Source organism: Tateyamaria omphalii (assembly GCF_001969365.1).
Lineage (GTDB): Bacteria > Pseudomonadota > Alphaproteobacteria > Rhodobacterales > Rhodobacteraceae > Tateyamaria > Tateyamaria omphalii_A.
Genome location: NZ_CP019312.1, coordinates 2,670,185 through 2,693,523, shown reverse-complemented (window position 1 = coordinate 2,693,523; position 23,339 = coordinate 2,670,185). Strand labels below are relative to the sequence as shown.

General features: G+C 62.6%; 21 protein-coding genes. 7 read left to right on the top strand and 14 right to left on the bottom strand.

What is annotated here, in order from left to right; all coding sequences use genetic code 11:
• Positions 1 to 212: 212 nt before the first annotated feature.
• Entirely contained in the window at positions 213 to 683 is a 471-nt protein-coding gene (locus BWR18_RS13340) for a DUF1203 domain-containing protein (RefSeq protein ID WP_076628911.1), read from the bottom strand.
• Positions 684 to 1,050: 367 nt separating this feature from the next.
• Positions 1,051 to 1,950, bottom strand: coding sequence for a LysR family transcriptional regulator (locus BWR18_RS13335; protein WP_076628909.1), 900 nt, complete (start codon positions 1,948 to 1,950; stop codon positions 1,051 to 1,053).
• 119 nt (positions 1,951 to 2,069) lie between these two features.
• On the opposite strand from BWR18_RS13335, the gene BWR18_RS13330 reads away from it, so the two are divergent.
• Together BWR18_RS13330 and BWR18_RS13325 are read left to right on the top strand one after the other, a co-directional pair.
• Positions 2,070 to 2,855, top strand: a complete 786-nt coding sequence (locus BWR18_RS13330; protein WP_076630313.1) for an SDR family oxidoreductase — start codon at positions 2,070 to 2,072, stop codon at positions 2,853 to 2,855.
• 81 nt (positions 2,856 to 2,936) lie between these two features.
• Positions 2,937 to 3,176 carry a nuclear transport factor 2 family protein gene (locus tag BWR18_RS13325; protein ID WP_076628907.1) on the top strand — a complete coding sequence of 80 codons (240 nt, stop codon included), beginning with the start codon at positions 2,937 to 2,939 and terminating at the stop codon, positions 3,174 to 3,176.
• A gap of 81 nt (positions 3,177 to 3,257) precedes the next feature.
• On the opposite strand, the gene BWR18_RS13320 is transcribed toward BWR18_RS13325, so the two are convergent.
• From BWR18_RS13320 to BWR18_RS13305, 4 genes are read right to left on the bottom strand one after another with little or no spacing between them, the layout of a single operon-like run.
• Positions 3,258 to 4,208, bottom strand: a complete 951-nt coding sequence (locus BWR18_RS13320) for an ABC transporter substrate-binding protein (protein WP_076628905.1) — start codon at positions 4,206 to 4,208, stop codon at positions 3,258 to 3,260.
• Between the two features lie 30 nt (positions 4,209 to 4,238).
• Positions 4,239 to 5,825, bottom strand: a complete 1,587-nt coding sequence (locus BWR18_RS13315) for an ABC transporter permease (protein WP_076628904.1) — start codon at positions 5,823 to 5,825, stop codon at positions 4,239 to 4,241.
• A gap of 2 nt (positions 5,826 to 5,827) precedes the next feature.
• Positions 5,828 to 6,886 (bottom strand): quaternary amine ABC transporter ATP-binding protein, encoded by a 1,059-nt coding sequence (locus BWR18_RS13310; RefSeq protein ID WP_076628902.1) that lies wholly within the window; start codon positions 6,884 to 6,886, stop codon positions 5,828 to 5,830.
• A complete protein-coding gene (locus BWR18_RS13305) occupies positions 6,883 to 9,156 on the bottom strand; it encodes a DUF1989 domain-containing protein (RefSeq protein WP_254684860.1) in 2,274 nt (757 codons plus the stop codon). The genes BWR18_RS13310 and BWR18_RS13305 overlap by 4 nt, the downstream gene beginning before the upstream one ends.
• A 167-nt stretch (positions 9,157 to 9,323) precedes the next feature.
• Here BWR18_RS13305 and BWR18_RS13300 point away from each other — a divergent pair, with 167 nt between their 5' ends.
• Positions 9,324 to 10,325, top strand: coding sequence for a LacI family DNA-binding transcriptional regulator (locus tag BWR18_RS13300; protein ID WP_076628899.1), 1,002 nt, complete (start codon positions 9,324 to 9,326; stop codon positions 10,323 to 10,325).
• On the opposite strand, the gene tcuA is transcribed toward BWR18_RS13300, so the two are convergent.
• The 6 genes from tcuA to BWR18_RS13270 all read right to left on the bottom strand — a co-directional run bounded on the left by tcuA (position 10,322) and on the right by BWR18_RS13270 (position 17,314).
• On the bottom strand, positions 10,322 to 11,794 hold the full coding sequence (gene tcuA / locus BWR18_RS13295; RefSeq protein WP_076628898.1) for an FAD-dependent tricarballylate dehydrogenase TcuA: 1,473 nt from the start codon (positions 11,792 to 11,794) through the stop codon (positions 10,322 to 10,324). The genes BWR18_RS13300 and tcuA overlap by 4 nt on opposite strands.
• The gene (locus BWR18_RS13290) at positions 11,791 to 12,765 is read right to left on the bottom strand and encodes a D-2-hydroxyacid dehydrogenase family protein (protein WP_076628896.1); all 975 of its coding nucleotides are present in this window, start codon (positions 12,763 to 12,765) and stop codon (positions 11,791 to 11,793) included. The genes tcuA and BWR18_RS13290 overlap by 4 nt, the downstream gene beginning before the upstream one ends.
• Positions 12,762 to 13,001: a hypothetical protein gene (locus BWR18_RS13285; RefSeq protein ID WP_076628894.1), complete on the bottom strand. Its 240-nt coding sequence runs from the start codon at positions 12,999 to 13,001 to the stop codon at positions 12,762 to 12,764. The genes BWR18_RS13290 and BWR18_RS13285 overlap by 4 nt, the downstream gene beginning before the upstream one ends.
• Before the next feature lie 47 nt (positions 13,002 to 13,048).
• Entirely contained in the window at positions 13,049 to 14,134 is a 1,086-nt protein-coding gene (locus BWR18_RS13280; RefSeq protein ID WP_076628893.1) for a 4-oxalomesaconate tautomerase, read from the bottom strand.
• On the bottom strand, positions 14,131 to 16,158 hold the full coding sequence (locus BWR18_RS13275; protein WP_076628891.1) for a tripartite tricarboxylate transporter permease: 2,028 nt from the start codon (positions 16,156 to 16,158) through the stop codon (positions 14,131 to 14,133). Before BWR18_RS13275 ends, BWR18_RS13280 begins: the two co-directional genes overlap by 4 nt.
• Before the next feature lie 70 nt (positions 16,159 to 16,228).
• Entirely contained in the window at positions 16,229 to 17,314 is a 1,086-nt protein-coding gene (locus tag BWR18_RS13270; protein ID WP_438873648.1) for a tricarboxylate transporter, read from the bottom strand.
• 159 nt (positions 17,315 to 17,473) lie between these two features.
• Between BWR18_RS13270 and BWR18_RS13265 the strand changes: the two genes are divergently transcribed.
• Both BWR18_RS13265 and BWR18_RS13260 read left to right on the top strand, forming a co-directional pair.
• A complete protein-coding gene (locus BWR18_RS13265) occupies positions 17,474 to 18,148 on the top strand; it encodes a response regulator transcription factor (RefSeq protein ID WP_076628889.1) in 675 nt (224 codons plus the stop codon).
• Positions 18,149 to 18,150: 2 nt separating this feature from the next.
• Positions 18,151 to 19,521 (top strand): sensor histidine kinase, encoded by a 1,371-nt coding sequence (locus BWR18_RS13260; RefSeq protein ID WP_172839387.1) that lies wholly within the window; start codon positions 18,151 to 18,153, stop codon positions 19,519 to 19,521.
• Positions 19,522 to 19,530: 9 nt separating this feature from the next.
• Here BWR18_RS13260 and BWR18_RS13255 read toward each other — a convergent pair whose 3' ends face one another.
• Entirely contained in the window at positions 19,531 to 20,793 is a 1,263-nt protein-coding gene (locus tag BWR18_RS13255) for an MFS transporter (RefSeq protein ID WP_076628886.1), read from the bottom strand.
• A 141-nt stretch (positions 20,794 to 20,934) separates the two neighbouring features.
• Between BWR18_RS13255 and BWR18_RS13250 the strand changes: the two genes are divergently transcribed.
• The gene (locus BWR18_RS13250; RefSeq protein ID WP_076628884.1) at positions 20,935 to 21,801 is read left to right on the top strand and encodes a DMT family transporter; all 867 of its coding nucleotides are present in this window, start codon (positions 20,935 to 20,937) and stop codon (positions 21,799 to 21,801) included.
• Here BWR18_RS13250 and BWR18_RS13245 read toward each other — a convergent pair.
• Positions 21,790 to 22,596 carry a putative rhamnosyl transferase gene (locus tag BWR18_RS13245; protein ID WP_076628882.1) on the bottom strand — a complete coding sequence of 269 codons (807 nt, stop codon included), beginning with the start codon at positions 22,594 to 22,596 and terminating at the stop codon, positions 21,790 to 21,792. The genes BWR18_RS13250 and BWR18_RS13245 overlap by 12 nt on opposite strands.
• A 364-nt stretch (positions 22,597 to 22,960) precedes the next feature.
• On the opposite strand from BWR18_RS13245, the gene rpsL reads away from it, so the two are divergent.
• Entirely contained in the window at positions 22,961 to 23,332 is a 372-nt protein-coding gene (rpsL, locus tag BWR18_RS13240) for a 30S ribosomal protein S12 (RefSeq protein WP_024809820.1), read from the top strand.
• The last annotated feature ends 7 nt before the right edge of the window (positions 23,333 to 23,339 follow it).

The window sequence follows — 23,339 nt, the reverse complement described above, 5'->3', positions numbered from 1 at the left end:
TTCCTGCCAATACTGCGTGTTTTGAAGAGGGAGGCGGAGTTTAGACGGCGTTTACCGTTGGCTCGCGTGGACGCGTTTGGGGAGGGGAACTTTTGGGTAAGGTTTGCTTGCGGCTTGGAACGGACGTCCGTCGCTGCTTGTCCGATGTCGTCGGTGCGGGACGGAGCGGCCGTTCGCGACAGTTACCCAAGGTCCGCTTCCAGGATTGACACTCAACAGGCCCTATATACGGACGCGGCGAAGCAGCCGGGCTTTGCGTTATGCAGATGAACATATGCGATTTCATCATTTTCGAGAGCCTTCGAGAGTTCCTCTGCAACCCGATCGCCCGACACAACGTCCGCATCTATCATCATGTGACTTTTGTCGAAGTATCGCATGGACATGAGCCGCGAGCGAATGACATCCGGAACCTCGTTGATGGCAAGATTGGCTTGCTCGGCACGTTCCCTGATGAAGACAGCGTGGCTGGCCTTGTAGGGGCTGTCTTCGGGCTGATGCTCATAGTTGAAAAGTATAACGGTCTCACCGACTTCAGCGTCTTGCATGCTAACCCGACAAGGGGTTCCCGGCTTCGATGAAACGATCTGTCGGCAGGCGTGTTGCGCGGCAAGTTCGGCGTCCGTCAACTCGAAAAGGTGCGCGAAGTCTGATCTTTGCAATGGTTTGATTTGGAAGTTCACAACAATTCCTCCTTCATTCCTGGTCGAACAATTTATGGATCTTTATTGGTCCGGGCGACCCGATTCATGCGCTTCCGTTTTACCGCGGTTGGTCATCCCAAATGCATCATCGGTCACTTTGGGCTCTTCGCCGCCGCTAGGCCTGACGCAGCATCTCAGCCCTTGGCATAGTTACATCCCGCAACGACGGCCCAAAGCCGCATCCGCTTGGATCGTCGGTCGCTGCAACGCAGCCCGTCAAAGGAGACATTCGCCGCGAGCGCAAAACCATGCCGCCGTCGAACTGGTGGTGTGCGGGACAAACTGGCCGTTCAGCTAGGTGAATAAACGTCAGCTTTCGATCTGAGTGGGTCATAGAGACCCGCGGTCACTCACTTATTGCCGTGTTGGAACGAACCGATCTCCTCATGAGATCAATGAATGCCTGGACTTTCGCTGGAACATAACTGGTGGCAACATAGACGGCGTGCAGCGGAAAAGCCTCCAACTCATAGTCCGGCAGCACTTGCACGAGCGATCCGTCGGCAAGGCCATCTTTGAACACCCAGGTTGGTCCCAAGTGTAGGCCCTTGCCCGCCCAGACGAGCCGTTTGATGGCAGACACGCTGTTGACGGTTAGGTTGCCTGACATCTGCATCGAAACGTGTTTTCCGCCCCGACGCATCTTGATGGAGGTGTTGTTCTGTTCGGGCCGGTAGATGATGAAGGGGTGTGCTTCGGCGTCGCCAGGTGTGTTGGGCGTGCCATGTTTTTCCACATACGATCTTGATGCCACGATGACCCGGGGCACCGCACCAAGCCGCCGGGCGATCAGGCTGGAATCCGGCAGCCGCCCGATGCGGATCGCCACGTCAATGCCTTGTTCCACGAGGTCCGAAAATGTGCTCCCGAGCAGCAGTTCAACCTTCAGGTCGGGGGCCTGCTCTTGCAGCTCGCTGAGAACGGGGGCCACGAATTCGGACCCGAAATCCACCGGTGCGGTCACGCGCAGCTTGCCGGTGGGCGTGTCGACCAAGCCCGCAACACGCGCTTCCAACGCGGATTGCTGTTCGATCAGCGCGCGCATCCCTTCGTAGTACTGTGTTCCAGCCTCTGTCGGGGTCGAACGTTTGGTGGATCGTTGCAGTAGTTTGACGCCTAGCCGGTCTTCGAGTGCGGCAATCTTGCGGCTCACGGCAGAGGGATCTGCGTGCACCTGTTCCGCGGCGGCCTTGAGGCTGCCAGCCTCAACCACCCGCAGGAAAAGCTGTTCGTTTGTCTCGATCATTAAGTGCGGTTTTTGCATGTAGTGAATGAGTTTTCTCTCTCTACATGAGTTTAGACCAGTACGCCATCTTCTTCATCAAGGCAGGGATGATCCTGCTTCCAACCAGATGGAGAAAGAACATGACAACCGAAACAAACACACCCGCCAGTTACGGACGTGACCTGACAGGCAAGGTGGCTCTGATCACCGGCTCGGCCCGCAACATGGGCCGCGCCTTTGCGCTCAGCCTTGCCGCCCGTGGCGCCGACATCGTGGTACATCACCACTCGGACAGTTCAGCAGCGGACGCGGAAGAAACGGCCCGCCTGGTGCAGGAAAACGGCGTGCGCGCCCTGATCACCAGCGGTGATCTTTCCAACCCATCCGAAGTCGAAGCAGTCTTTGCCAGTGCCAAGGATGCTTTCAACCGGATCGACATCGTGATCAACAACGCGGGCGTCGTCATCAAGAAGCCCTTTGCCGAGATCACCGAAGCCGACTTTGACCGTGCCTTCGGCATCAACACCAAGGCGGCGTTCTTTGCCATGCAGCAAGCGGCCAAATACATCGAAGATGGCGGCCGGATCATCAACATGGGTACAACCCTGCTTGGCGCGACAACGGGCATGTATGGCCTCTATGCCGGGTCCAAGGCCCCGCTGGAGGACTTTACCAGGGCGCTTGCCAAGGAGATCGGCAGCCGAGGCGTGACCGTGAACGTCGTGGCCCCCGGACCGATCAACACCGCCTTCTTCCATGGCGAAGAAAACGAACAGTCCACCGCGTACCTCAGCAATATGAGCGTCGCCGGACGGCTGGGTGAGATCACCGACATCGTGCCGTTGATCGACTTCCTGGCCTCGGACAGCAGCCAGTGGGTGACCGCCCAGACCTTGTTCATCAATGGGGGCTTTCTGGCCCGCTGATGCGCCGCATTGGGACGGATCGGCGCGGTCCATCAAATTGCCGCGCCGTTCCCGATCGCGCCGATCCACAGGAGAAAGCTAATGAACCGCATCGCAACGCTTGCCGCCGCAGCCCTTCTGCCAACCCTAGTCGCCGCACAGCAGGCCCCGCCCGTCGATCCCGCCAGCAGCATGGAAACCAAGCTGCAAATCCTTCTGGACCGCGAAGAGATCCGCCAGGTCATCACCAATTACGGGCTGGCCTTTGACATGCAGGGCTGGGACCTGCATCGCTCCGTCTTCACGATTGAACTCCAGATGGACTTCACGGCTTCCGCCTAAAGCACCACCCAAGCAAATCACCCCAACAAAAAAACCCGGCGCGAGCCATCGCTCTCGCCGGGTTCCTGAACATCAACGGGCTTAGTTGATCCAGGTTTGCACGATGTCCATGTTCTCGGCCACCCATTCTTCGGCGACGTCTTGCGGGTCCATCTCATCCCGGCCGATGGCAAGGATCCAGCTGTTCACGACCGCGGGGTCCAGTTGGATCTGGCTCAGGAATTTGGCCGCGGGCGGGTTCCGTTCTTCCAGCGACTTGGAGTAGCTGACAAAGATCTGGGCGTCCGGCGTTTTGCAGCCTGCTTCGGACACTTCCAGCCAGTCCTCGCCATCCAGCTGCAGGTTCATGCAGCCTTCGGTGTGCTCAGGCTCGTCCAGCGGCGTGATGTCATAGGCGGCGTGGATCCATTCGGGCGTCCAGTAGTAGAACAGGATCGGTTTCTGGTTGCCGTAGGACGATTTCAGCTGCGCCTTGAACGTCGCGTCCGAGATAATCTCGGGCTCCCACAGTTCGGAGAGGCCATAGGACTTCATCTTGACCTGCCAGATTTTCGTGGATTTCCAAGAGGCGTCACCGGCCCAGTATTCGCCCTTGCCGTTGCCGTCCTTGTCGAACATGGCAGCCACGGCCGGGTCCTTCAGATCCTCGAACGAGCTGATCTGGTCGGACATGTAGCTGGGCACGTACATCTGCTGGGTGCCCGCGTAGGGCTGGTTGTGGGCGACGGTGCCTGCGTCCTCGATATACTTGTCCCAGGGCGCTTGCTGGTTCGGCATCCACATGTCGGTCCAGACGTCGGCCGAGCCGTCGCCCTTGTCCATGCCTGCGCCGATGATGGCCTGGTCGGAGAGCCCTTCGACGATCTCGGCTTCGGAGTTCAGCGGCCCTTCGATCACGGTCTTGATGACGTATGCGATGGCCTTGGCGCCGGTCCAGTTGAGGTCGGAGATGGCGACCTTTTCCTGTGCCTGCGCGCCCACGGCAGCGACCGACAGGGCCCCTGCAGCGGTGAGGGTTGTCATGAGTTTCATATGTGTCTCCCTTATTGAACTCATTCTTGGTTAGTGTTTGACGGTGTTGGCCTTTTGCACGACCCGGTCGATCATCATCGCCAGAAGCGCGATGCCGATCCCGGCCAGGATGCCCGCGCCCGTGCGGGTGTTTGCCAGTGCTTCGGTGACGATGAAGCCCATGCCGCCCGCGCCGATCAGGGCCGCGACCACGACCATCGACAACGCCATCATCACCACCTGGTTGACGCCTGCCATGATGGACGGCAGCGCCTGGGGCAGTTCGACCTTGGTCAGCAGTTGACGGGGGTTGGCGCCGAAGGCGAGGGCCGCTTCCTTGGTGTTTTCGGGGACGTGGCGGATGCCGAGGGCGGTGAGGCGCACCATGGGCGGCATGGCGAAGATGACCGTGGCCAGGATGCCCGGCGGTTTGCCGATCGAGAAGAAGGCGACCGCAGGCAGCAGGTACACGAAGGACGGGATCGTCTGCATGATGTCGAGGATGGGCGTGATGATCGCCTGCCCTCGTTTCGATTTGCCGACCCAGATGCCTAAGGGTAGGCCGAAGACGATGCATATGATTGAGGCGGCGACCACGAGGCTCATGGTGTCCATGGCCGTTTGCCAGAAGCCGAAGAGGGCGAGGTAACAAAGGGAGGCGGCGACAAATATGGTTATTCGGGTGCCTGCCATCGTATAGCTGATCGCCATGATCGCCCCCATGGCGATGATCCATGGCGTGCCCACGAAGACGGCTGTGATGGCGGACAGCATCGACCGCAGACCCGCCGTGATCCCGTCGAAGAAGAAGCCGTAGAAGGCGGTGAGGTAGCCGATGCCGTCGTCGATCAGTTGTGCGGTGTAGCTGTTGAGGTTGACGGGGGGCAGGCCTTCGCGGGGCGCTTCGCGGCGCACGAAGCGGTCGCCGTTGTCGTCGCGGGGGTATGTGACGATGTCGCGCCGGTCGAGCCAGACGATTGTGGGGAATTCGCCGATGATGAGACAGTCGAACCGGTCCTTGAACCCGACCTCTTCGCCGTCGGCGATGGCGCGGGCCTGTTTGATGCAGGTCCGTTCCTCTGGCGGGAATTGCGAGGCGCGGTAGAGCATCAGCGGCGCGATCATCGCGACGATGACGGCGGCCCAGACGAGGCGTTTGGTGTCCCAACCCGAAGGCTTGGAGTGGTCTACGCGCCAGGTGTTGTATTGCTTGAAATAGAGGCGGTCGGCGAGCCAGCCATAGAGCAGGCGGCCCAGCACGAAGATGATGACGGCGGCCCAGAGGCTGGAGGAGGTCCAGTTTTCGTAGCGTTCGACGAGGAAGTCCTTGTTGTCGATGACCGCCTGTTCGGCGGCGCGCGAGAATTTCCAGACCTGCATCAGGTAGACGGCGGCCACGAGGTCGATCAGGAAGCCGACCCAGAACAGCATTTTGTTGGCGCGGATCGCGGCCCAGGGAAAGCCCGCGATGGCGGCGATCCAGTTCACGTGGGTCGCAGGCAGTTGCGCCTTCTGGATCGACAGAAAGGTCTGTGCGAAATAGCCGCCGGATTTGTCGGCGAAATCGGCGAAGGGTTTGGTTTCGTCCGTGGTCGCGGCTGTCGCGCCGCCCATGTGATCGGGTGTTGTGTCGGTCATGTTTACGCCTCCCCCTGGACGCCGTGCAGGATTGCATCTTTGGACACCACACCCACGACATTGCCGTCCGACTTGATCAGGACCGGGTGGTCCTGGTTGACGCTGAGCGCGATCAGCTTGTCGAGGTCGTCATCCGGGTCGGCCACGGGTGCCTCGGCCTGCGCCACTGGCCCTTTGCGTTGTTCGTAGGCTTCGAGCGGTTCCATGACCGTGTGGGCATAGAGCAGTTTCAGCTTGGAGATGCCCGCCACGAAGTCCGCGACGTAATCGTCGGCGGGCTGGGTCACGATGTCTTCGGGTGTGCCGACTTGGACGATCTCGCCATCCTTCATGATGGCGATGCGGCTGCCCATGCGGATCGCTTCATCAAGGTCGTGGGTGATGAAGAGCGTGGTCTTGTTCATGGACTTCGACAATTCGAGGAATTCGTCCTGAAGCACGCGGCGGATCAGCGGGTCGAGGGCCGAAAAGGGTTCGTCCATCAACAGAATATCTGGATCGGCGGCCATGGCACGGGCCAGGCCCACGCGTTGCTGCATCCCGCCGGAAAGCTCCGAGGGCAGGCGGTCGCCGTAGCCCTGCAGGCTGACCAGTTCGATCACGCGGTCAGCCACTTGCGCCCGTGTGTATGCGTCGACATTGCGCAATTCCAGCGACAGGGCGACGTTGTCGCGCACCGTGCGGTGGGGCAGGAGGGCCATGTTCTGGAACACCATGCCGATCTTGTCGGCGCGCATGGCGCGCAATTCCTCGGCATTGAGTTGGCCGACATTGGCGCCGTTGATCAGGATATCACCGCCCGTGGGTTCGATCAGGCGGTTGATGTGCCGCACAAGGGTGGATTTGCCGGAGCCGGAGAGGCCCATGATGCAGAAAATCTCGCCCTCGCCGACGGAGATCGAGACATCCTTGACCCCGACCACGGCGCCGAACTCTTCCAGCACTTCGGCCTTGGACAGGTTGTCTCGTCGGACGGCTGCCATCGCCTCATCCGCGCGGCTGCCAAAGATTTTCCATACGTTGCGGGTGACGACCACCCCGTCTTCGCTGTGTTCTGTCACGCGCGTGCCTTTTCTCTTTTGGGGTCGAGGAAGGGCAGATCGACAAGCGTGGCGCCCAGGCGCTTCATATGTCCGTCCAGTTTGCCCACTTCCAGGTTCGTGCCAGTTGCGGCGTTCTCAACGGCAACGCGCGCCATGCAGATCGCATGACCAAGTGCAGGAGAGTGGCAGGCGCTTGTGACCGTGCCCACCTGCTCGCGCCCGACAAAGATGCCGTCGCCATGGACGGGCACCTCGTTGCCGACCATGTGGAGGCCCACGAGCGTGCGCCGGGGGGCCGTGGTGTTGCGTTCGAGCGCGGTGCGCCCGATGAAGTGCGGTTTTTTCAGATCGACGGCGAAACCGAGGCCCGACTCAAAAGCGTCAGCCTCGGGCCCGAATTCGGCGCCCGAGATCATCAGCCCCGCCTCGATCCGCAACATTTCAAGCGCGTGGCTGCCCATCGGCACCAGCCCGTCGGGAGCGCCTGCTTCCATCAGCGCGTCCCAGATGGTGACCGCATCGGCGCTGTCGCAGAAGATTTCATAGCCCAGTTCGCCGGTGAAGCCCGTGCGGCAGAGCATGAACATCGGCCCGTCGCGGTCGTGCAGGCGGGCGATGGTGAAGCCGAACCATTTGAGGTTGTCGAGCGCCGGGCGCGAGGGTTGGGTGAAGACGATCTTGCGCAGGATATCGCGTGATTTGGGCCCTTGGAGTGCAAGGTTCTGGATCTTGTCGCCGTAGCTGAGCACCCGCACGTTCAGCCCGTGGGCGGCCGCCTGTTCGCGCAGGTGCAGGCCCGAGTTGTCCGACCCGCAGCACCAGCGGAAGGCCGTGTCTTCGAGCCGGAAGAGCGTGCCGTCGTCCAGCACCGAGCCGCGCGCGTCGCAAATAAGGGCGTAGAAGCCGCGATGTTGGGACAGTTTGGCTGCGTTGCGGGTCAGGCAGATTTGCAGGAGTTCCTCGGCATCCGGGCCGATGATGTCGAATTTGCGCAGGCCGGACATGTCCTGGAGCGTGGCGGCGGTCTTGCAGGCCCAGTATTCGGCGATGGCCCCCGTGGCGTCGTATTGCGTGGGCATCCAGAGCTGCCGCGCGACCTGGAAGCTGCTGGTCAGCTTGGAAATGCGCGGATGGAAGGCGGAGCGGGCGGTCATTTGCGCGGCGTCCTCGGGGTTGGCGCGCCAGGCCACGGCGTGCTGTATCCGGCTGGTTTCGTCATAGATGCGCACATGGACATCCGTCGGGTTCCATCCATTGATCGGGTCCACGTCGTCGGGGCAGGCGGTCGAGACGCAGACGAGGTCAGTCAGCGCCTGCATGGTCACGTGATCACCGGGGCGGGACCATGCCTCATCCGCGGCGATGTGGTGGTTCTGCCAGTCGATCCACGAGTTGAAGAAGAAGTTGATGGCGGGCCAGGCGCGGCGGGTGCCGATGCCGTAGGGCGCGAAGGCGCCCGAGATGTTGTCGGAGCAGTTGATGTGGCCGGGAAAGCCGCGTTCTTCGTATCCGCGCGCGGTGCAGGCAAGGGCAAAGGTGTCGTGCCGCCCCACGGTGTCCTGGCGCAGGGCCAAAAGCGGCACCATGTCCTGGTCAAAGAATTTGTCGTGCAGGCCGGGGGTTGGGTAGGCGCCGCGCGCCATGGTGCGGGAAACGGTGCTGTCGATATAGCGTTCGACCCCTTGGTCCAGCGCGTCGGCGCGCATCGCCATGAAGTCCGAGCATTGCTGCCCTTCGACGTCGATGATCTGCACGAATTGTCCCTTTTTCAGGGTGTAGGCCCGGGCCGTGCCGCGGCTGACCCGCCATTCGTCCACCACGTGGCCCAGAGGGTCGGGCAGGGTGAGATCATGGCCGTTGCCCGCGGGCGGTTGGATTGTGAGCACCACGCGCCCGCCAGCGCCTGTTTCGATGAACCCGCCCTGCGCGGGCAGGATGCAGATCAGGTCGGCGTCTTGCGTGATCTTGCCGATATGGGTTTCGCCTGCGGGGGCGTCGGGACCAAAGATGCGCAGGCCTCGGGCCTGGTCCAGCGTGGTGTCGCGGCTTTGCGCCATGGCTCGAAGCGCCCGTGTGTCGAACCCTGTAGCGGGCAGCGCATCACCTGTGCCGATGGGCCCGTCGAAGGCGGTTACGCCAAAGTCGCGTGCGTCACGGGGCCGTGAGGTCAGCCAGACGTCGCATCCGCCATCGACTGTCGTGACGGAGATGACGGAGCCTGCCCGCACATGCACGTGGTCCATTTGGCCATATCGTACATCGCGGCGCAGGGTCGATGCGTCTTTCAAACCCTGATACCGCACGCGTTGTGGTGCCAAGCTATCGCTACGTTGTAACACGAGCTATTTCCCTGTTTGGTTGCCGCATCATTTGACGAGCGCACGGTGTAACCGGTTACATTTGAACACTTGCGAATCGCTTCGGTCAAGAGCGTGGGGCAGGAGGGGGGCGGTTTGTGAACAGGATTGGTGTCAGTATCCGCGATGTTGCCCGCGAAACGGGCTTGTCCACGGCGACAATCTCGCGCGTGGTGAATGGTGGCAGCAAGGTCAGCGAGAAGACGCGGCAGACCGTACTGGAAGCCTGTGCGCGGCTGGATTACCTGCCCAACCCGGCGGCGCGCGCCTTGTCGACGCGGCGGTCGAAGGCGGTGGCGGCCATCATCCCGACCATCGAGCATTCGGTCTTTGCCAAGTTCATCGCAGCCATCGAACGGACGCTGGGCGCACGTGGGTATTCACTGATCATGGCCATTTCCAACGCCGATGAGGTCGAAGAGTTGGCCGCCGCCCGCAAGCTGCTCGGTATGGGGGCCGATGCGCTGATCCTGAGCGGCCTCGATCACAGCGACCTGCTGCTTGACATGCTGGAGCGGCGGGCGGTGCCTTATGTGTTCACTTCGGCCTGGGACGCGCGCAGTGCGCGACCGACCATTGGATACGACAATGCGTTGCTGGCGGAGCGGGCGCTGGCGCACTTGGCAGAGCGCGGGCACCGAAGGGTGGCCGTGGTGCATGGGCCGCTGGCCGAGAGCGACCGGACCCGTGCCCGCCGCGCCGGTGCGATGTCGGTGGGCGATCGGTTCGAACACCTGGCGTTCTTCGAGGCGCCTTTGGATGTGGCCGGGGGAAAGGCCTGCGTGCGCGCGGCCCTTGATGATCCACGTGAATTTACCGCTTACCTCTGTTCCACTGACGTGCTGGCGCTGGGTGCCTATTTTGCCTGTGCCCAGGCGGGCAAGCGCATTCCGCTGGATGTGTCGGTTATGGGCTTTGACAACCTGGACTGGTCGCGCGACATTGAGCCGCCGCTGACAACAATCGACCTGCCTGCCACCGGCATGGGGGACATGGTGGCAGAGCGGATCGTGGCGTATCTGGAGGATGGCGTGGACCTGCGGAGTGAGGAGTTGCCCGCGCGGATCATCGAGCGGGCGTCTGTCGCCGATCTTCGCTAACCGCGCGCGGCCGCCCCGTAACCCGCGCGTCGCCCGAACACGGCACCCGAAGTCAGCCCGGATCCGCCCGGATAGCCGCCCCAGAACACGCCGCCCACCAGTTCGCCGCAGGCATAGAGACCGGGGATCGCATTGTCTTCGGTGTTCAAGACCGCGCCTGTCGCGCCCACTTTCAGCCCGCCATAGGTGAACGTGATCCCTCCGGTGACCGGGTAGGCGCGGAAAGGGCCTTGATCCAATTTTTGCGCCCAGTTGGACTTGGCCAGCGGCAGCCCCTGCGTGCCCTTGCCATCAAGGATCGTGGGGTCAAAGGGCACTGCGTCGTCCACCGCGGCGTTGTAGTCGGCCAGCGTCTGCGCCGCCTGCGCCTGATCCACGCCGTCCAGCATCGGGATCAGCGCGGCGAGCGTATCGGCTTCGACATAGTGCGCATCGTGGAAGTGGTATTCGCCATAGAGCAGGTCCAAAACCTTGGCATCGAAGATCTGCCAGGCGAAGTGGCCGGGTTGTTCCATAATGGCGGCGCCGAATTGGGCGTAGGTGTAGTTGCGGAAATTGATCCCCTCATCGACAAAGCGGTGGCCGTTTGCGTTGAGCATCACGCCGAGGAAGTAACAGATCTTGCGGTAGTTCTTGCGCTCGCCCGGGGGCAGGTCGAGGTTGCCGTAATCGGCCATGTGCAGGTCCATGGGTGTGGCGTGACAGCCGCCGAAGAAGCCATATTCCTGCGCGCCCAGCCTGGCGGCCATGACCAGCCCGTCGCCGGTGTTGTGCGGTGTCCCGCGCACCTTGGCCTTGTCCCAATCGGCGCCGATATGTTGCTGGCGCAGATCGGCGTTTGCCTCGAACCCGCCGCAGGCCAGGATAACGGCGTCTGCCATCAGGCGGTCGCCCGTGTCGGTCATGACGCCGGTGACGTGGCCCTCGTCGTGGATCAGATCCGTGACGGCGGTTTCATAGCGGATCTCACCGCCGAGCCGCGTGAAGGCGGCAAGCTCTTGATCGAACAGGCCCACTCCCTCGTTTTCGGCGGCAAGGGTCAGACCGCCCCAGAACACGTGGCGCCCGTCCTTTTCAAAACTTTGACGCGCATAGATCGGTTCGAATTTCACGTCATGGCTGCCCAGCCATTTCAGTGTGTCGTAGCTTTCCGAGATCAGCGTTTGCTGTTCCGGGCTGAGCGGGCGGCCGTCGTTGAAGCCCAGCAGGTCGGCGCCGAATTTATCTGCTGTGTAGCTGCCGAAATCCGTCCGCGGCAGGCGGGGATCGTCGGGGTCGCGCAAAAGCGGGATCAGGTCGGCGCCATCCTCATATGCAAAGCGCATCGCGCCTGCGGTATACTTCGTGTTGCCACCGGCGAGTGCCTCGTCCGCCTTTTCCAGCATCAGGACGCTCGCCCCTTTTTCGAGGGCTGCAATGCCTGCGCAGAGGGCGGCGTTGCCGGATCCGGCGATGATGATGTGCGTCATAGGGTGGTCCAGATTTCGGGGTTGATCATGTGGATGGGGCTGCCGTCTGCGAAGGCGTTGATCTGGTCGAATATGTCGGCGAATTGCAGGTCGAACTCGTCCTCGGTCACGTAGCCGATATGGGGGGTCGGCAGGACGTTGGGTGCGGTGAGCAGCGGGTGAGCGGTATCTGTGAGCGGTTCGGTGTCGAAGACGTCAATGGCGGCAAAGATGCGGTTGCGGGCGATTTCGGTTTCGAGCGCGCCGGGGGCCACGAGGCCCGCGCGCGACGTGTTCACGAACAGGCTACGGGGTGCCATGGCGGCAAGGTCTTCGCTTGTGATAATCCCCCTTGTGGCGGGCTTGAGGCGCACATGGATGCTGAAAATGTCCGATGTGGCGAAAAAGTCCGCACGCGAGGGGGCGACGGTTTCGCCCGCCGCCTTGGCCCGCGCGCGCCCTTCGTCGGACGCCCACCATTGCACATGCATCCCGATGGCCTGGGCGTATGTCGCAACGGCTTGTGCGATCCGCCCGTAGCCGTAGAGCCCGAGAGTGCGGCCCCGCAGTGTGCGCCCGACGCCCGCCTGCCACTGGCCTGCGCGGATGGCGGCGACCTGTTCGGGGATCTGCCGATAGCTGGCCAGCATCAGCGCCAGCGTGTGTTCGGCGGCGGCATAGGAGGGCGTGTCGGAGTGCATGTTGGAACACAGGAGCACACCGTTGCGTGTGCAGGCTGGCACGTCGATATGCGGATAGACGCTGCGCTGCGAGATGAGTTTGAGCTGCGGCAGGCGGTCGAGCAGATCGGCGGTGATCTTTGTGCGTTCGCGGAAGAGCACGAGCACCTCCGCCTCTGCCACGCGCTGGGCAAGGGTGGCCGGGTCGGGGGCGTGGTCGGTCCATACGGTGACGTCGTGTGCTGCCAGCTTGCCGAAGCACGGCAGGGAGCGCAGCGTGTCGAACCAGTCGTCGAGGATGTGAACCTTCATCGGCTCTCGACACCGTCCTGCGGTGAGGGGGAGCGTGGGGTTGGGACAAAGACGCATTCGTCCAGAGACTGGATCGCGGTCAGCACCTTTTGTCGTTCGGCCAGCAGGTGGTTGAATTGGGCGTCACAGCCCGCGATGGGGCCGGGGTAGTTGGAAATCTCGTCCTGCAGCAGTTGTCGGGCCATGGCCAGTTCCGCGCGGGCGGCGAGAACGCAGTCTTCGAACGTATCGAGCATCTTGCACCTCCATTTTGTATCCGCTTGTATACAATTTTGAGCGCGCGTCAATTCCCTCCCCAGACTGAGGCCGGGATATAGACGTGCCCGGCGGCCAGTTTGCGCGCTGTACGGACCAGTCCGGCGGAGTTGATCGCGATGCCGGTATCCGTCAGGTCGTAATCCACCAGCACGTCGATTTGACCCGATGCGTGTTCGAGGGTGATGGGCGCCGGGCCTGCGTTCGGGATCGGCGCATCTGCGACCGTGCCGGGCGTCAGCACGCAGCAGGCGAGGCATTGCGCGCCTGTGACCGCCATGGTCGGGTGGGTTTTCCATGGCATGAAGTAACGTGTGGCGATTGTCCCGCCGGTGCGGGCAGGGGCGACGAGGCCGAACTTGGGTGTGACGGATTTTGAGACATCGCCCATGCCCATGAGCGCTCCGGCCTGCAGCCTGATGGCTTCCATATGGGCGAAGAAGTCGGTGTTCTCGTCCAGTTCGGTGGCGCTTTCATAGCCGCTGAGGCCGAAATCCGCGGCGCGCGCGATCACCATGGGCATGGCGACGTCCATGCAGGTGACCGGGATGCCGTCGATGGTGTCGATCAGGTTGCCGGTGGGCAGGAACGACCCCGTTGCTCCGCCGACCGTGTCCATGAACTGGAGTGCGACGGGTGCTGCCGTACCGGGCACGCCGTCGATCTGAGTGGGGCCATCATAGGTGACTTGGCCGTCAGGTGTTTGCACCGTTGCGCTGACCCGCGCGCCGGTGTTGACGGCGCGGATGTTGACCTGGGTTTCGCCGCCACGGGCGCCCACCAGCCCCATCTCGATCGCGGCGGGGCCGACGCCGGACAGGATGTTGCCGCAGGTGGGTTTGAAATCGACCAGACGGTCTTCGACGCTGACCTGGGCGAAGAAGTAGTCGATGTCGGCCCAATCATCCGCTGACCGTGACAGCATGGCGACCTTGGTTGCCACCGCAGCGCCGCCGCCGATGCCGTCGATATTGAGTGGGTGGCCGGAGCCGAGCATGGCGATCAGGACGTCGGCCAGCATGTCCAGATCGTCAGGCAGGTCGGCGCGGTTCAGGTACGGCCCGCGCGAGGTGCCACCGCGCATGAAGAGGTATGGGATGGCTGTCTGTGTCATGTCAGGGGCCAGGGCAGGTCGACATATTCTTGCAAAAGACCGGGTGGGAAGTCGCGGTTCAGCAGGCCCGCCATCGTGCACATGAAGGCGATGCCTGCGGCTGTGTAGGCCGTAGCCATGGCTGTGCTGAGCCCGGCGCGGATTTTAAGAAAGGCGAACAGGAATAGGGCGAGGGCGAGGATGAAGCCAAGGAGGGATGTCAGGATCAGGAGGACCGCGAACCACGCGAGTGTCGGCCAAAGGCCGTATGTGGCGTCGGCGTCGTCCCCTTCACGCTCGCGGTCGGCAAAGATCGTGTCTGTTTCGGGTTTCAGCATCATGCGGATCACCAGGATCACGCAACCCACGAGGCAGACGCCCGCCACGAACATGGGGAAGGTGCGGTCGCGGCTGAAGCTGGGGATCGAGGCGGCGTCGTAGAAGGCGTAGGCGATGTAGGCGGTGACCGCGATCAGGAACAGGAAGGGTGCACGTTTCGAGCCGGACTGGACGTCGCCCTCGGCCATGATGTTCTTGGATTGGCGCAGGCCGACGACCACCGACAGGACGGTGATGATGATCAGGACGATCACGATAGGGGAAAAGATGTAGTCGAGCCCTTCGTCGAAACCGCGGCGGAAACGGGATTGGGCGATTTGCAGGGCCTGGTTTGCGTAGGTTTCGGCTGGGTTCGACAGCACGAAGCCGATCAGAAAGGCAGGCCGCGACCAGTCGAAGCGGCGCATCAGGATGCCCAGGAAGCCGATGGCGAAAAGCGCCACGAGGTCCATCAGGTTCTGGCCCGACTGGAAAGCGGCGAAGCTGATGATCATGAAGAGGAACGGCGCCAGGAGCGCGAAGCGGATCGTTGTGAGCTTGGCGATCCCGCCGGAGGCTGCGATGCAGATCACCGTGCCCACGACGTTGGCAAGTGCCAGGAGCCAGACGATGGAATAGGTAATGTCGAGGTTGTTTTTCAGCATGGCCGGGCCGACCTCGATCTGGCCAGAGCCCAGCAAGGCGATGGCACCGATGAAGATGGCCATGGAGCCGGAGCCGGGAATGCCGAAGAGGAGGGTGGGGACGAGCCCGCCGCCCTCTTTGGCATTGTTGGAGCTTTCGGGTCCGATCACCCCGCGCACTTCGCCCTTGCCAAAATTGGCCTTGTCCTTGGTCGATTGGACGGCGTGGCCGTAGGCGATCCAGTCGACGACCGATCCGCCAAGGCCGGGGATCACGCCGACCACCACGCCGATGATCGAGCAGCGGACAGACAACCAGATGTTCGCAAACCAGTCGCGCACGCCTTCAAGCCAGCCGCCGCCCAGCGACTGTTCCTTGGCGATGGCGCGGTCCTGGCGCAGCAGCGATATGATCTCGGGGATGGCGAAGATGCCAAGGCCCACGATCACCAGTTTCAGCCCGTCGGTGAGGTAGGGGTAATCGTAGGACGACATGCGCAAGTCGCCCGAAGATGCGCCCTCTCCAATTGTGCCGATCAGCATGCCGAGGCCCGCAGCCACCAGTCCTTTGATGGCGACGCGGCCCGCGAGGATACCGACCATGGAGAGGCCGAAGATAGTGATCATCAGGAGTTCCGGCGTGCGGAATTCCAGCACGATGGGGCGGGCGATCAGGATGAAGATGGTGAGAAAGCTGGCGCCCACGAGGCCGCCGAAGAGCGATGAGGCGAATGCGGCTGACAGGGCGCGCGCCGCCTGGCCGCGCTTGGCCATTGGGAAGCCGTCGAGCACCGTCGCTTGCGACGCGGAGGAGCCGGGGATGCCCATGAGGACGGAGGCGAACGTGTCCGAGGTGGGCACGATGGCCACCATGCCGACCATCAGCGCAAGGCCCAGGATCGGGTCCATGCCGAACATGAAGGGCAAAAGCAGCGACAGCCCGGCAATGCCGCCCAGGCCCGGAAACACCCCGATACACAGGCCCATAACGACGCCCAGCACCAGATAGCCCAGCACGATGGGTTGCAGGATCAGGGCCCACGCATCACTGAGCGCGGGGAGTGCCGTTGCCAGAATGTCCATGAAATGCCCCTTGCTTTGCTTGATGAAACGCGCTGTCCCCGCGGGGACAGCGCGCTCCGAAAGCAAAGACTTAGTTGAGCGTCACGCCGTAGCGTTCTTCGAGCCAGCCAACGACGAAGTCCTTGGCCTCTTGCGGGACGTTGGTGCCGCTTTCGAGCGCACCTTGTGCTTCGGCGCCTGTCATCTGCGGGTATTTACCCAGACGCTTGGACGAGATGTCGCCAAAGTCGGCGCGGGCTTTGACCGCCTCGAACGCCTGCGTGTAGGTGGCAATCGCGTCCGCCGATGCGCCGTTGGGCAGAAATACCATCTTCTGCGCCGGGAAACCCGCGATGAAGAAGGCTTTCCACGCGTCCCACTGCGTGCCGGAGGTTTCGCAGCCGTCTGTTGCCTCGCACACCTCCTTGAACGTCGGCATGTCGGGGAAGGTCGGATCGCGCACGATGTTGCCATCTGCGTCCAGCGCACCCCAGCTCATCATCGGCACGGCGGTGCCTGCTTCGACCAGCGGGGTCACGCCCGACAGGAAGGACGACGAGGTCTGGTAGTCGATGTTGGCTTCGCCCCGTTCGAACATCAGCCGACCATCGCCGCGTCCCTTGATGCCAAAGACGGGTTCGACTTGCAGACCCAGCATCTCCCACGCCAGAAGCGGCACGAGGTCGAGACGCGTGGCGCCCTGCGAGCCATAGATGAAGTCCTCTCCCTGCAGGCCCGACGCATCGAGCCCGTCCATCTTGGCCGCCATGTCTGGCGGCAGATAGGCAACACCGCCCGTGCCCGACGCCAGGACGACGTTCCAATCCGCGTAGTTGTACTTCACCCGCGGATCGCCCAGCAGGAACGGGAATTGAGTCGATCCGGATGAGCCGAAGATCAGCGTGCCCTCGCTGTCGGCATAGTCCTGCTCCTGGAAGAAGTTCGCGCCCTTGGTCGAGCCTGCGCCGGGCATGAACTTGACGACGACGGTGGGCTGGCCGGGCAGTGCTTCACTCAGCAACGGCGCGTAGAAGTTGGCCCATTTGGCCGAGCCGCCCGTTTCCGAGAACGGGATGATCCATTCGACGGTCTTGCCTTCGAGATCAATGCCGTGCCCGCCTGCGTTGGCTTGAACGGCGAATGTGGCGGCGGCTGCGGCCACGAGGCTGCAGGCCACACGACGTGTGGTTTTGATGATGGACATATATTCCTCCCTTATGTGTTGGTCGTCCCCTCCCCGGGTCGACCGAACCAGTGTGACCGGGCTGTCCATGCCCGGTTGATGTCGTCAAACTGACCTGCGAACCTTGCGCGAAACTTGCAGACCGGAAAATTCATGCGGATCACGTTGGTGGAGGACAATGTCGGGCTGGCCAAGGGCATCGCCTACAGGCTTGAGGATGCGGGACATGCCGTGGACGTGCTGCATGACGGGACTGCGGCGGCGGATTTTCTGAAGACGGACGCGTCTGACATGATCATTCTGGACATCAACCTGCCGGGGACGGATGGATTGCAGATCCTGTCCGAGCTGCGCGAGCGCGGCGATCAGAGGCCCGTGGTTCTGCTGACCGCGCGGGCCAAGACCGAAGACCGTGTGCTGGGCCTGGATGCAGGCGCCGATGACTATCTGATCAAACCTTTCGAGATGGCCGAGCTTGAGGCGCGCGTGCGGGCGCTGGCCCGGCGTCGTTCCGTGCCGCAGCGTCGGGTACAGCAGGTCGGCCCGCTGACCTTTGATCCGGATGCGCGGCAGCTTTTTGACGGGGACACGCCGGTCGAGTTGCCGCGCCGCGAGTTGGCGGTGTTTGAATGCCTTCTGGCCGCGGGTGAGCGGCTGGTGACCAAATCGGCCCTGCTGGACTACGCCTATGGCGTGGGTGCCGATGTCGAGGAGCAGGTGATTGAGGTCTATATCTCGCGCATCCGGTCGCGGCTGAAGCCCCATGGCATCGTCATCAAGGCGCAGCGCGGTTTGGGCTATCAGCTGCGGGTGAGTGACGGAGCATGAAGATGGGGTCCCTGCGCACGCGCCTGATCATCATCATCCTGACGCCTTTGCTGCTTATCGCGGTGGTGGCCGCCGTGATGGAGTTTCGCGGCACCACCGAACGCGCGGGCGAGATTTTCGACCGGGGGCTGTTGTCGGCGGCCCTGGCCATCTCGCGGGATGTGGCGCTGTCGGGGGGTGATGCGCTGTCGCCTGCCACGCGGCGTTTGATCAGCGGCACGTCGGGGGGCGAGCTGTTTTATCACGTCTATGCCCCGGACGGTGTGTTCGTGACAGGCTACGCCACGCCGCCGCGTCCGCCGTCGGATGTGCTATTGGCCGAAGCCGAGCCGCTGTTTTTCGATGCCATCTATCAGGGCCGCGACGTGCGTGTGCTGCGGTTTCGGGATGCGGCGACGCTGGATGGGTTTACGGGGCTGTTCACCATTTCCGTCTGGCAGGACATGTCGGTGCGCGCATCTTTTGTCACGTCTGTGGTGTCGCGCACGATTGCTGTCCTGGCGCTGCTGCTCGCGTCGGTGGCCTTGGTCGTGTGGTTTGGCGTGCGGTTGGGGCTGCGGCCGTTGTTGGAGTTGGAGGACGCCATTGCCAGCCGCACGCCCAGTGATCTGACGCCCATTCGGCGTCCCGTCCCGACCGAAGCGCAGGGGATTGTGGGCACGTTGAATGCGCTGCTCGACCGCGTCGCCCGGCGCATCAGTTCCAAGGACGAGTTCATCTCGAACGCCGCGCATCAGTTGCGCAACCCGATTGCTGGGGTTCTGGCCCTGGCAGAGGCGGTTGAAAGCGCACCGAGCGCGGAGGCATCAAAGGCGCGCAGTGCCGAGTTGGTCGCCGCCGCGCGGGAGGCCACGCATCTGACGAACCAGCTCTTGTCCTTTGAGCGGGCCAAGGGGTCCGATACGGCGCACGCCAACGCGGTGCTGGATTTGGCCGCGCTGTGCGAGAGCGTGATCGCGCGCTTTCAGGGCGGATCATCTGTGGCAACCGATCATGTCACAGTGACGTTGGAGGCGCCGCCTGCGCCGCTTTATGTCGCGGGCGATGATCTGATGTTGCAGGAGGCGCTCTTGAACCTGCTGACCAACGCGGTTGTGCATGGGGGGCCGGATGTCTCTCGGATCAGGCTGGCGCTGCGCGCGGATGACAACATGGTTCGATTGCAGGTCACGGATGACGGGATCGGCATCGCGCCCGAGGATCGCACCCTCGCCGTCGGGCGCTTCAGTCAGGCCAATGCGGGGCCCGGCACTGGGCTTGGCCTGCCAATTGCCGCGCGCGTGATGGAGAACCATGGCGGGCGTTTGACGATTTCCGCGCGTGATCGGGGCGCGTGCATTGTTCTTGAATTGCCTTTGACGGTCGTGGCCTGACGCTGCTTGTTACTTTGGATGGATCGGTTTGAACCCACGCGCCAGGGGGCGCCATGCCAAAACCGTAAGCAGCGCCGCACCCGCCGCCGCAACCACAAATGGTGCGACCAGTGCGAGATCGCGCGCGAGCATGCCTTCGGACCAGCGGACGATCAGACCGGATAAAAGCAGACCGACGGGCATCATGCCCCACGCAAGCAGCCGGTAGATGCTGTTCACCCGGCCCAAGAGCGCATCGGGGATGGACCGCTGCCGGTAGGACACCGACACCGTGTTCCAGATCAGTCCCGTAAATTCGAACATTGCAAGCACCAGCGCCAGGACATAGCCGTTGGGGGCAAAGGGCATGATGGCAAAGGCCACGGCAGAGGCAAGCGTCATCCACTGCGCCGCCGCGTTCTGGCCCATCACCCGGACCACGCGTGCGGCCACAAACCCGCCCGCGATGCCGCCCACCGCACCTGCGGCCAGGATCAGGCCGTAACCTTGCGCCCCGATGCCGAGGTTTTCCTGCACATGCAGGATCAGCGCGATCACCACCATCTGGTGCAGCAGGTTCCATATCCCGGTGATCACCGCCAGCACCATCAGGAAGGGCGAGGCACGCAGGAAGGCCCACCCCTCCGCCAAATCGCGGCGCCACGATCCGTGCGCGGTGCGCGTCGGTTTGAATGGGCCGGAGAGTGACAGAACAAGTAGAGCGGCGATAGCGAACATTGCGGCGTTCAGCGCGAAGGGGGTCCAGAGGACAGCGGCGATCAGAAACGCGCCCAGGGCGGGGCCAAGCAATGAGTTGCCGACCAGCTCGACGCTCCACAACCGGCCATTGGCCTGTTCGAGCCTGTGATGGGGGACAAGGGCGGGTAGAATGGTCTGGGCCGCATTGTCGCGAAAGACCTCTGCGGTTCCGACGAGCAGGGCGCACCCCAAGAGCGCGTAAAAGAGCATGGGGTTCGCAGTGCCGCTATCCGGCGCAGGCGCCAGCGGCAGGGAAAGCCACACGCAAAGCCCGGCGGCGGCAAAGGCGGTCGCGCGCAACAGGTCCATGCCGAGGATCAGCAGTCGCCGGTCAACGCGGTCCGTGACCACGCCTGCGGGCAACGCAAAGAGGAACCAGGGCAGGCGCAGGGCGATGGGCATCAGCGCGATCAGCAGCGGGTCGCGGCTGAGCAGGGAGGCGATCCACGCCCAAACGACCACAGCGATGCCATCAGCGAGGTTGGTCATGCCACTGGCGGCAATGAAACGGGGAAGGAAGTTGGGCTGTGCCATGGGAGTGCTCGTGCCAGAGTTTTCCAAGGGCTACGAGGTCAAGCGCACTTGAGGTCAAGGATTAACTCTGGACTGTGTGTCTGGTCACCCGATTGCCGCGCGGGTAGCGTCGGCGCGCAAGGTCAGGATAGGTTCTTCCCAATGTCTCCCAACACGGTCGGTGCGCTTCTGATGATGGCGTCGATGGCGTCCTTTACGCTGAACGATACGTTGATCAAGCTGACGGGCGGGGCTGTGCCGCTGATGCAATTGCTGGTTCTGCGGGGTGTGGTGTCATCGGTGTTGATCGTCGTGCTGGCCCGATGGCTGGGCAGCATCCACTTTCGGATCGCGCGGCGGGATTGGGGGCTGATCGCGGTGCGCTCCGGGGCCGAGGTGGGGGCGGCCTATTTCTTTATCACTGCGCTTTTGAACATGCCGCTGGCCAATGTGACGGCCATCCTGCAGGTGCTGCCGCTGACGGTGGCCGTGGGGGCGGCGCTGTTTTTCCGCGAGCCGCTGGGCTGGCGCCGAATGTCGGCCATCTTGATCGGCTTCATGGGAATGCTGTTGATCGTGCGTCCGGGGGGCGACGGGTTTTCGATCTGGTCGCTCTATGCGCTGATCGCGGTGGCCTGTGTGACCGTGCGCGACCTTGCCACACGCCGTTTGTCGGCAGGGGTGCCGTCGATGACGGTGACGCTGGTTGCAGCCGTGACGGTGATGGCCTTTGCCGGGGTCAGTTCGACAACAACCGAATGGGTGCCCATTGATCGGCGCCTTGCCCTGCTGATCGGAGGCGCGTCCGTCTTTATCATCGGCGGCTATTTCTTTTCCGTGCAGGTGATGCGGGTGGGCGAGATCAGTTTTATCGCGCCATTCCGCTATACCGGACTGATCTGGGCGCTTGTTCTGGGGTGGATTGTGTTTGGCGACTGGCCCTCGTCGCTGACGCTCCTTGGGGCTGCGATTGTCGTCGCAACCGGGCTTTTCACGCTTTACCGGGAGCGGCGTGTTTCAGGGGGCTGAGAACACTGACCTGATCTGGTGTACGTCCACGGCGAAGCAGCTTTTGAACAGGCTTTCTTGCGCCGGTGTCAGTTGTTCAACGGGCCACTGCTTGACCTTTTTCTGGCGGCTGTCGTTGTAGCCGTTGTGGGTGCGAACAAACATGTGTTTGTCGGAATATGTCACGCAGGGCATGAACTGCGGAATGCGTTCATGCATGAAGTTGTGGATCGACGTGGTCACACCGCCCGCGATGTGCATGCCAAGGGACGAGACATAGAATGGGCGGTAAATCTCGGTGGCGGCGATGCCATGCGCGCCGACCTCGGCCACGTAGCCCTGGTTCCAGTCAAAAGCCACGGTCTTGTTCTGACGGCACAGGGTCTTCGCATCCCGCGCCGCGCCGCGCAGCTTTTCGATGAAATCGACAGCGCAGGCATCGTCATCGTCGTGGCGAAACTGGATGCAGGGCTTGTCGATGTCCTTGCGGGCACGGTTCAGCACGTCGCGGCAGACCGGACGGCTCTTTTGCGGGGGTTCCTTGATGATCTGAATTTGCGGCATGTCGGCGGTCAGGTCGCGCAATCGGTCCTCGTGCTGCTTGGGGAACGCGTCGCCGATCAGCATGAGCAGGTCGAAGTCCTCGTCTGTCTGGGCGCGGACGCAGGGCAGGGCCATGGTTTCAAGGAGGCGAAAACGCTCTTCGAGCCGGTCATGAGACCATAGGTAGTCCATGCGCTCTTCGATGGTTTCGTGATCAACCTGAAACCCCCCGATCGCAGGGTAGGAAAAGCGGCACAGCCCGATGATCTGCATGGCGGCAAAGCCCCTTGTTTTTCTGCTCGTATTGCGGTGGACTGTGCCCTACGGAATGCACCCCACGCAAGTCGGGTGTAGCTGTTGACAGTACCCCCGACTCCCCCTATACGCCCGCTATCTCGGCTAAGGGGTCGCCCCAGCACCGAAATCAAAGCTTAAGTGGACACGATCCGGCCCTCGCATTGGCCCGATCCTCTGGAAACCCACCGCGTCGCCCCTGTGAACAGGAGCGATTGCGGTTTTTGCGCTGTTGTGGACGCACAACAAGCGATGGAATTGAAACCGCGGGGGCGCCCCGCACATGACTGAACGCGTGCAGGCCTGCACGACATATGTTGAAGAGACTGGGAAAGAACCTGCAATGCCAACGATCCAACAGCTGATCCGCAAGCCGCGGCAGCCCAAAGTAAAACGCTCGAAGTCGCTTCACCTTGAGGGCAACCCTCAGAAGCGCGGCGTGTGCACGCGCGTATATACAACGACACCAAAGAAGCCGAACTCGGCCATGCGGAAGGTCGCCAAGGTGCGCCTGACCAATGGCTTCGAGGTCATCAGCTACATCCCCGGCGAGAGCCACAACCTGCAAGAGCACTCGGTTGTGTTGATCCGCGGCGGTCGTGTCAAAGACCTTCCCGGTGTGCGCTACCACATCCTGCGCGGTGTTCTGGATACCCAGGGCGTCAAAGACCGTAAGCAACGTCGTTCCAAATACGGCGCCAAGCGTCCCAAATAAGGAGAGC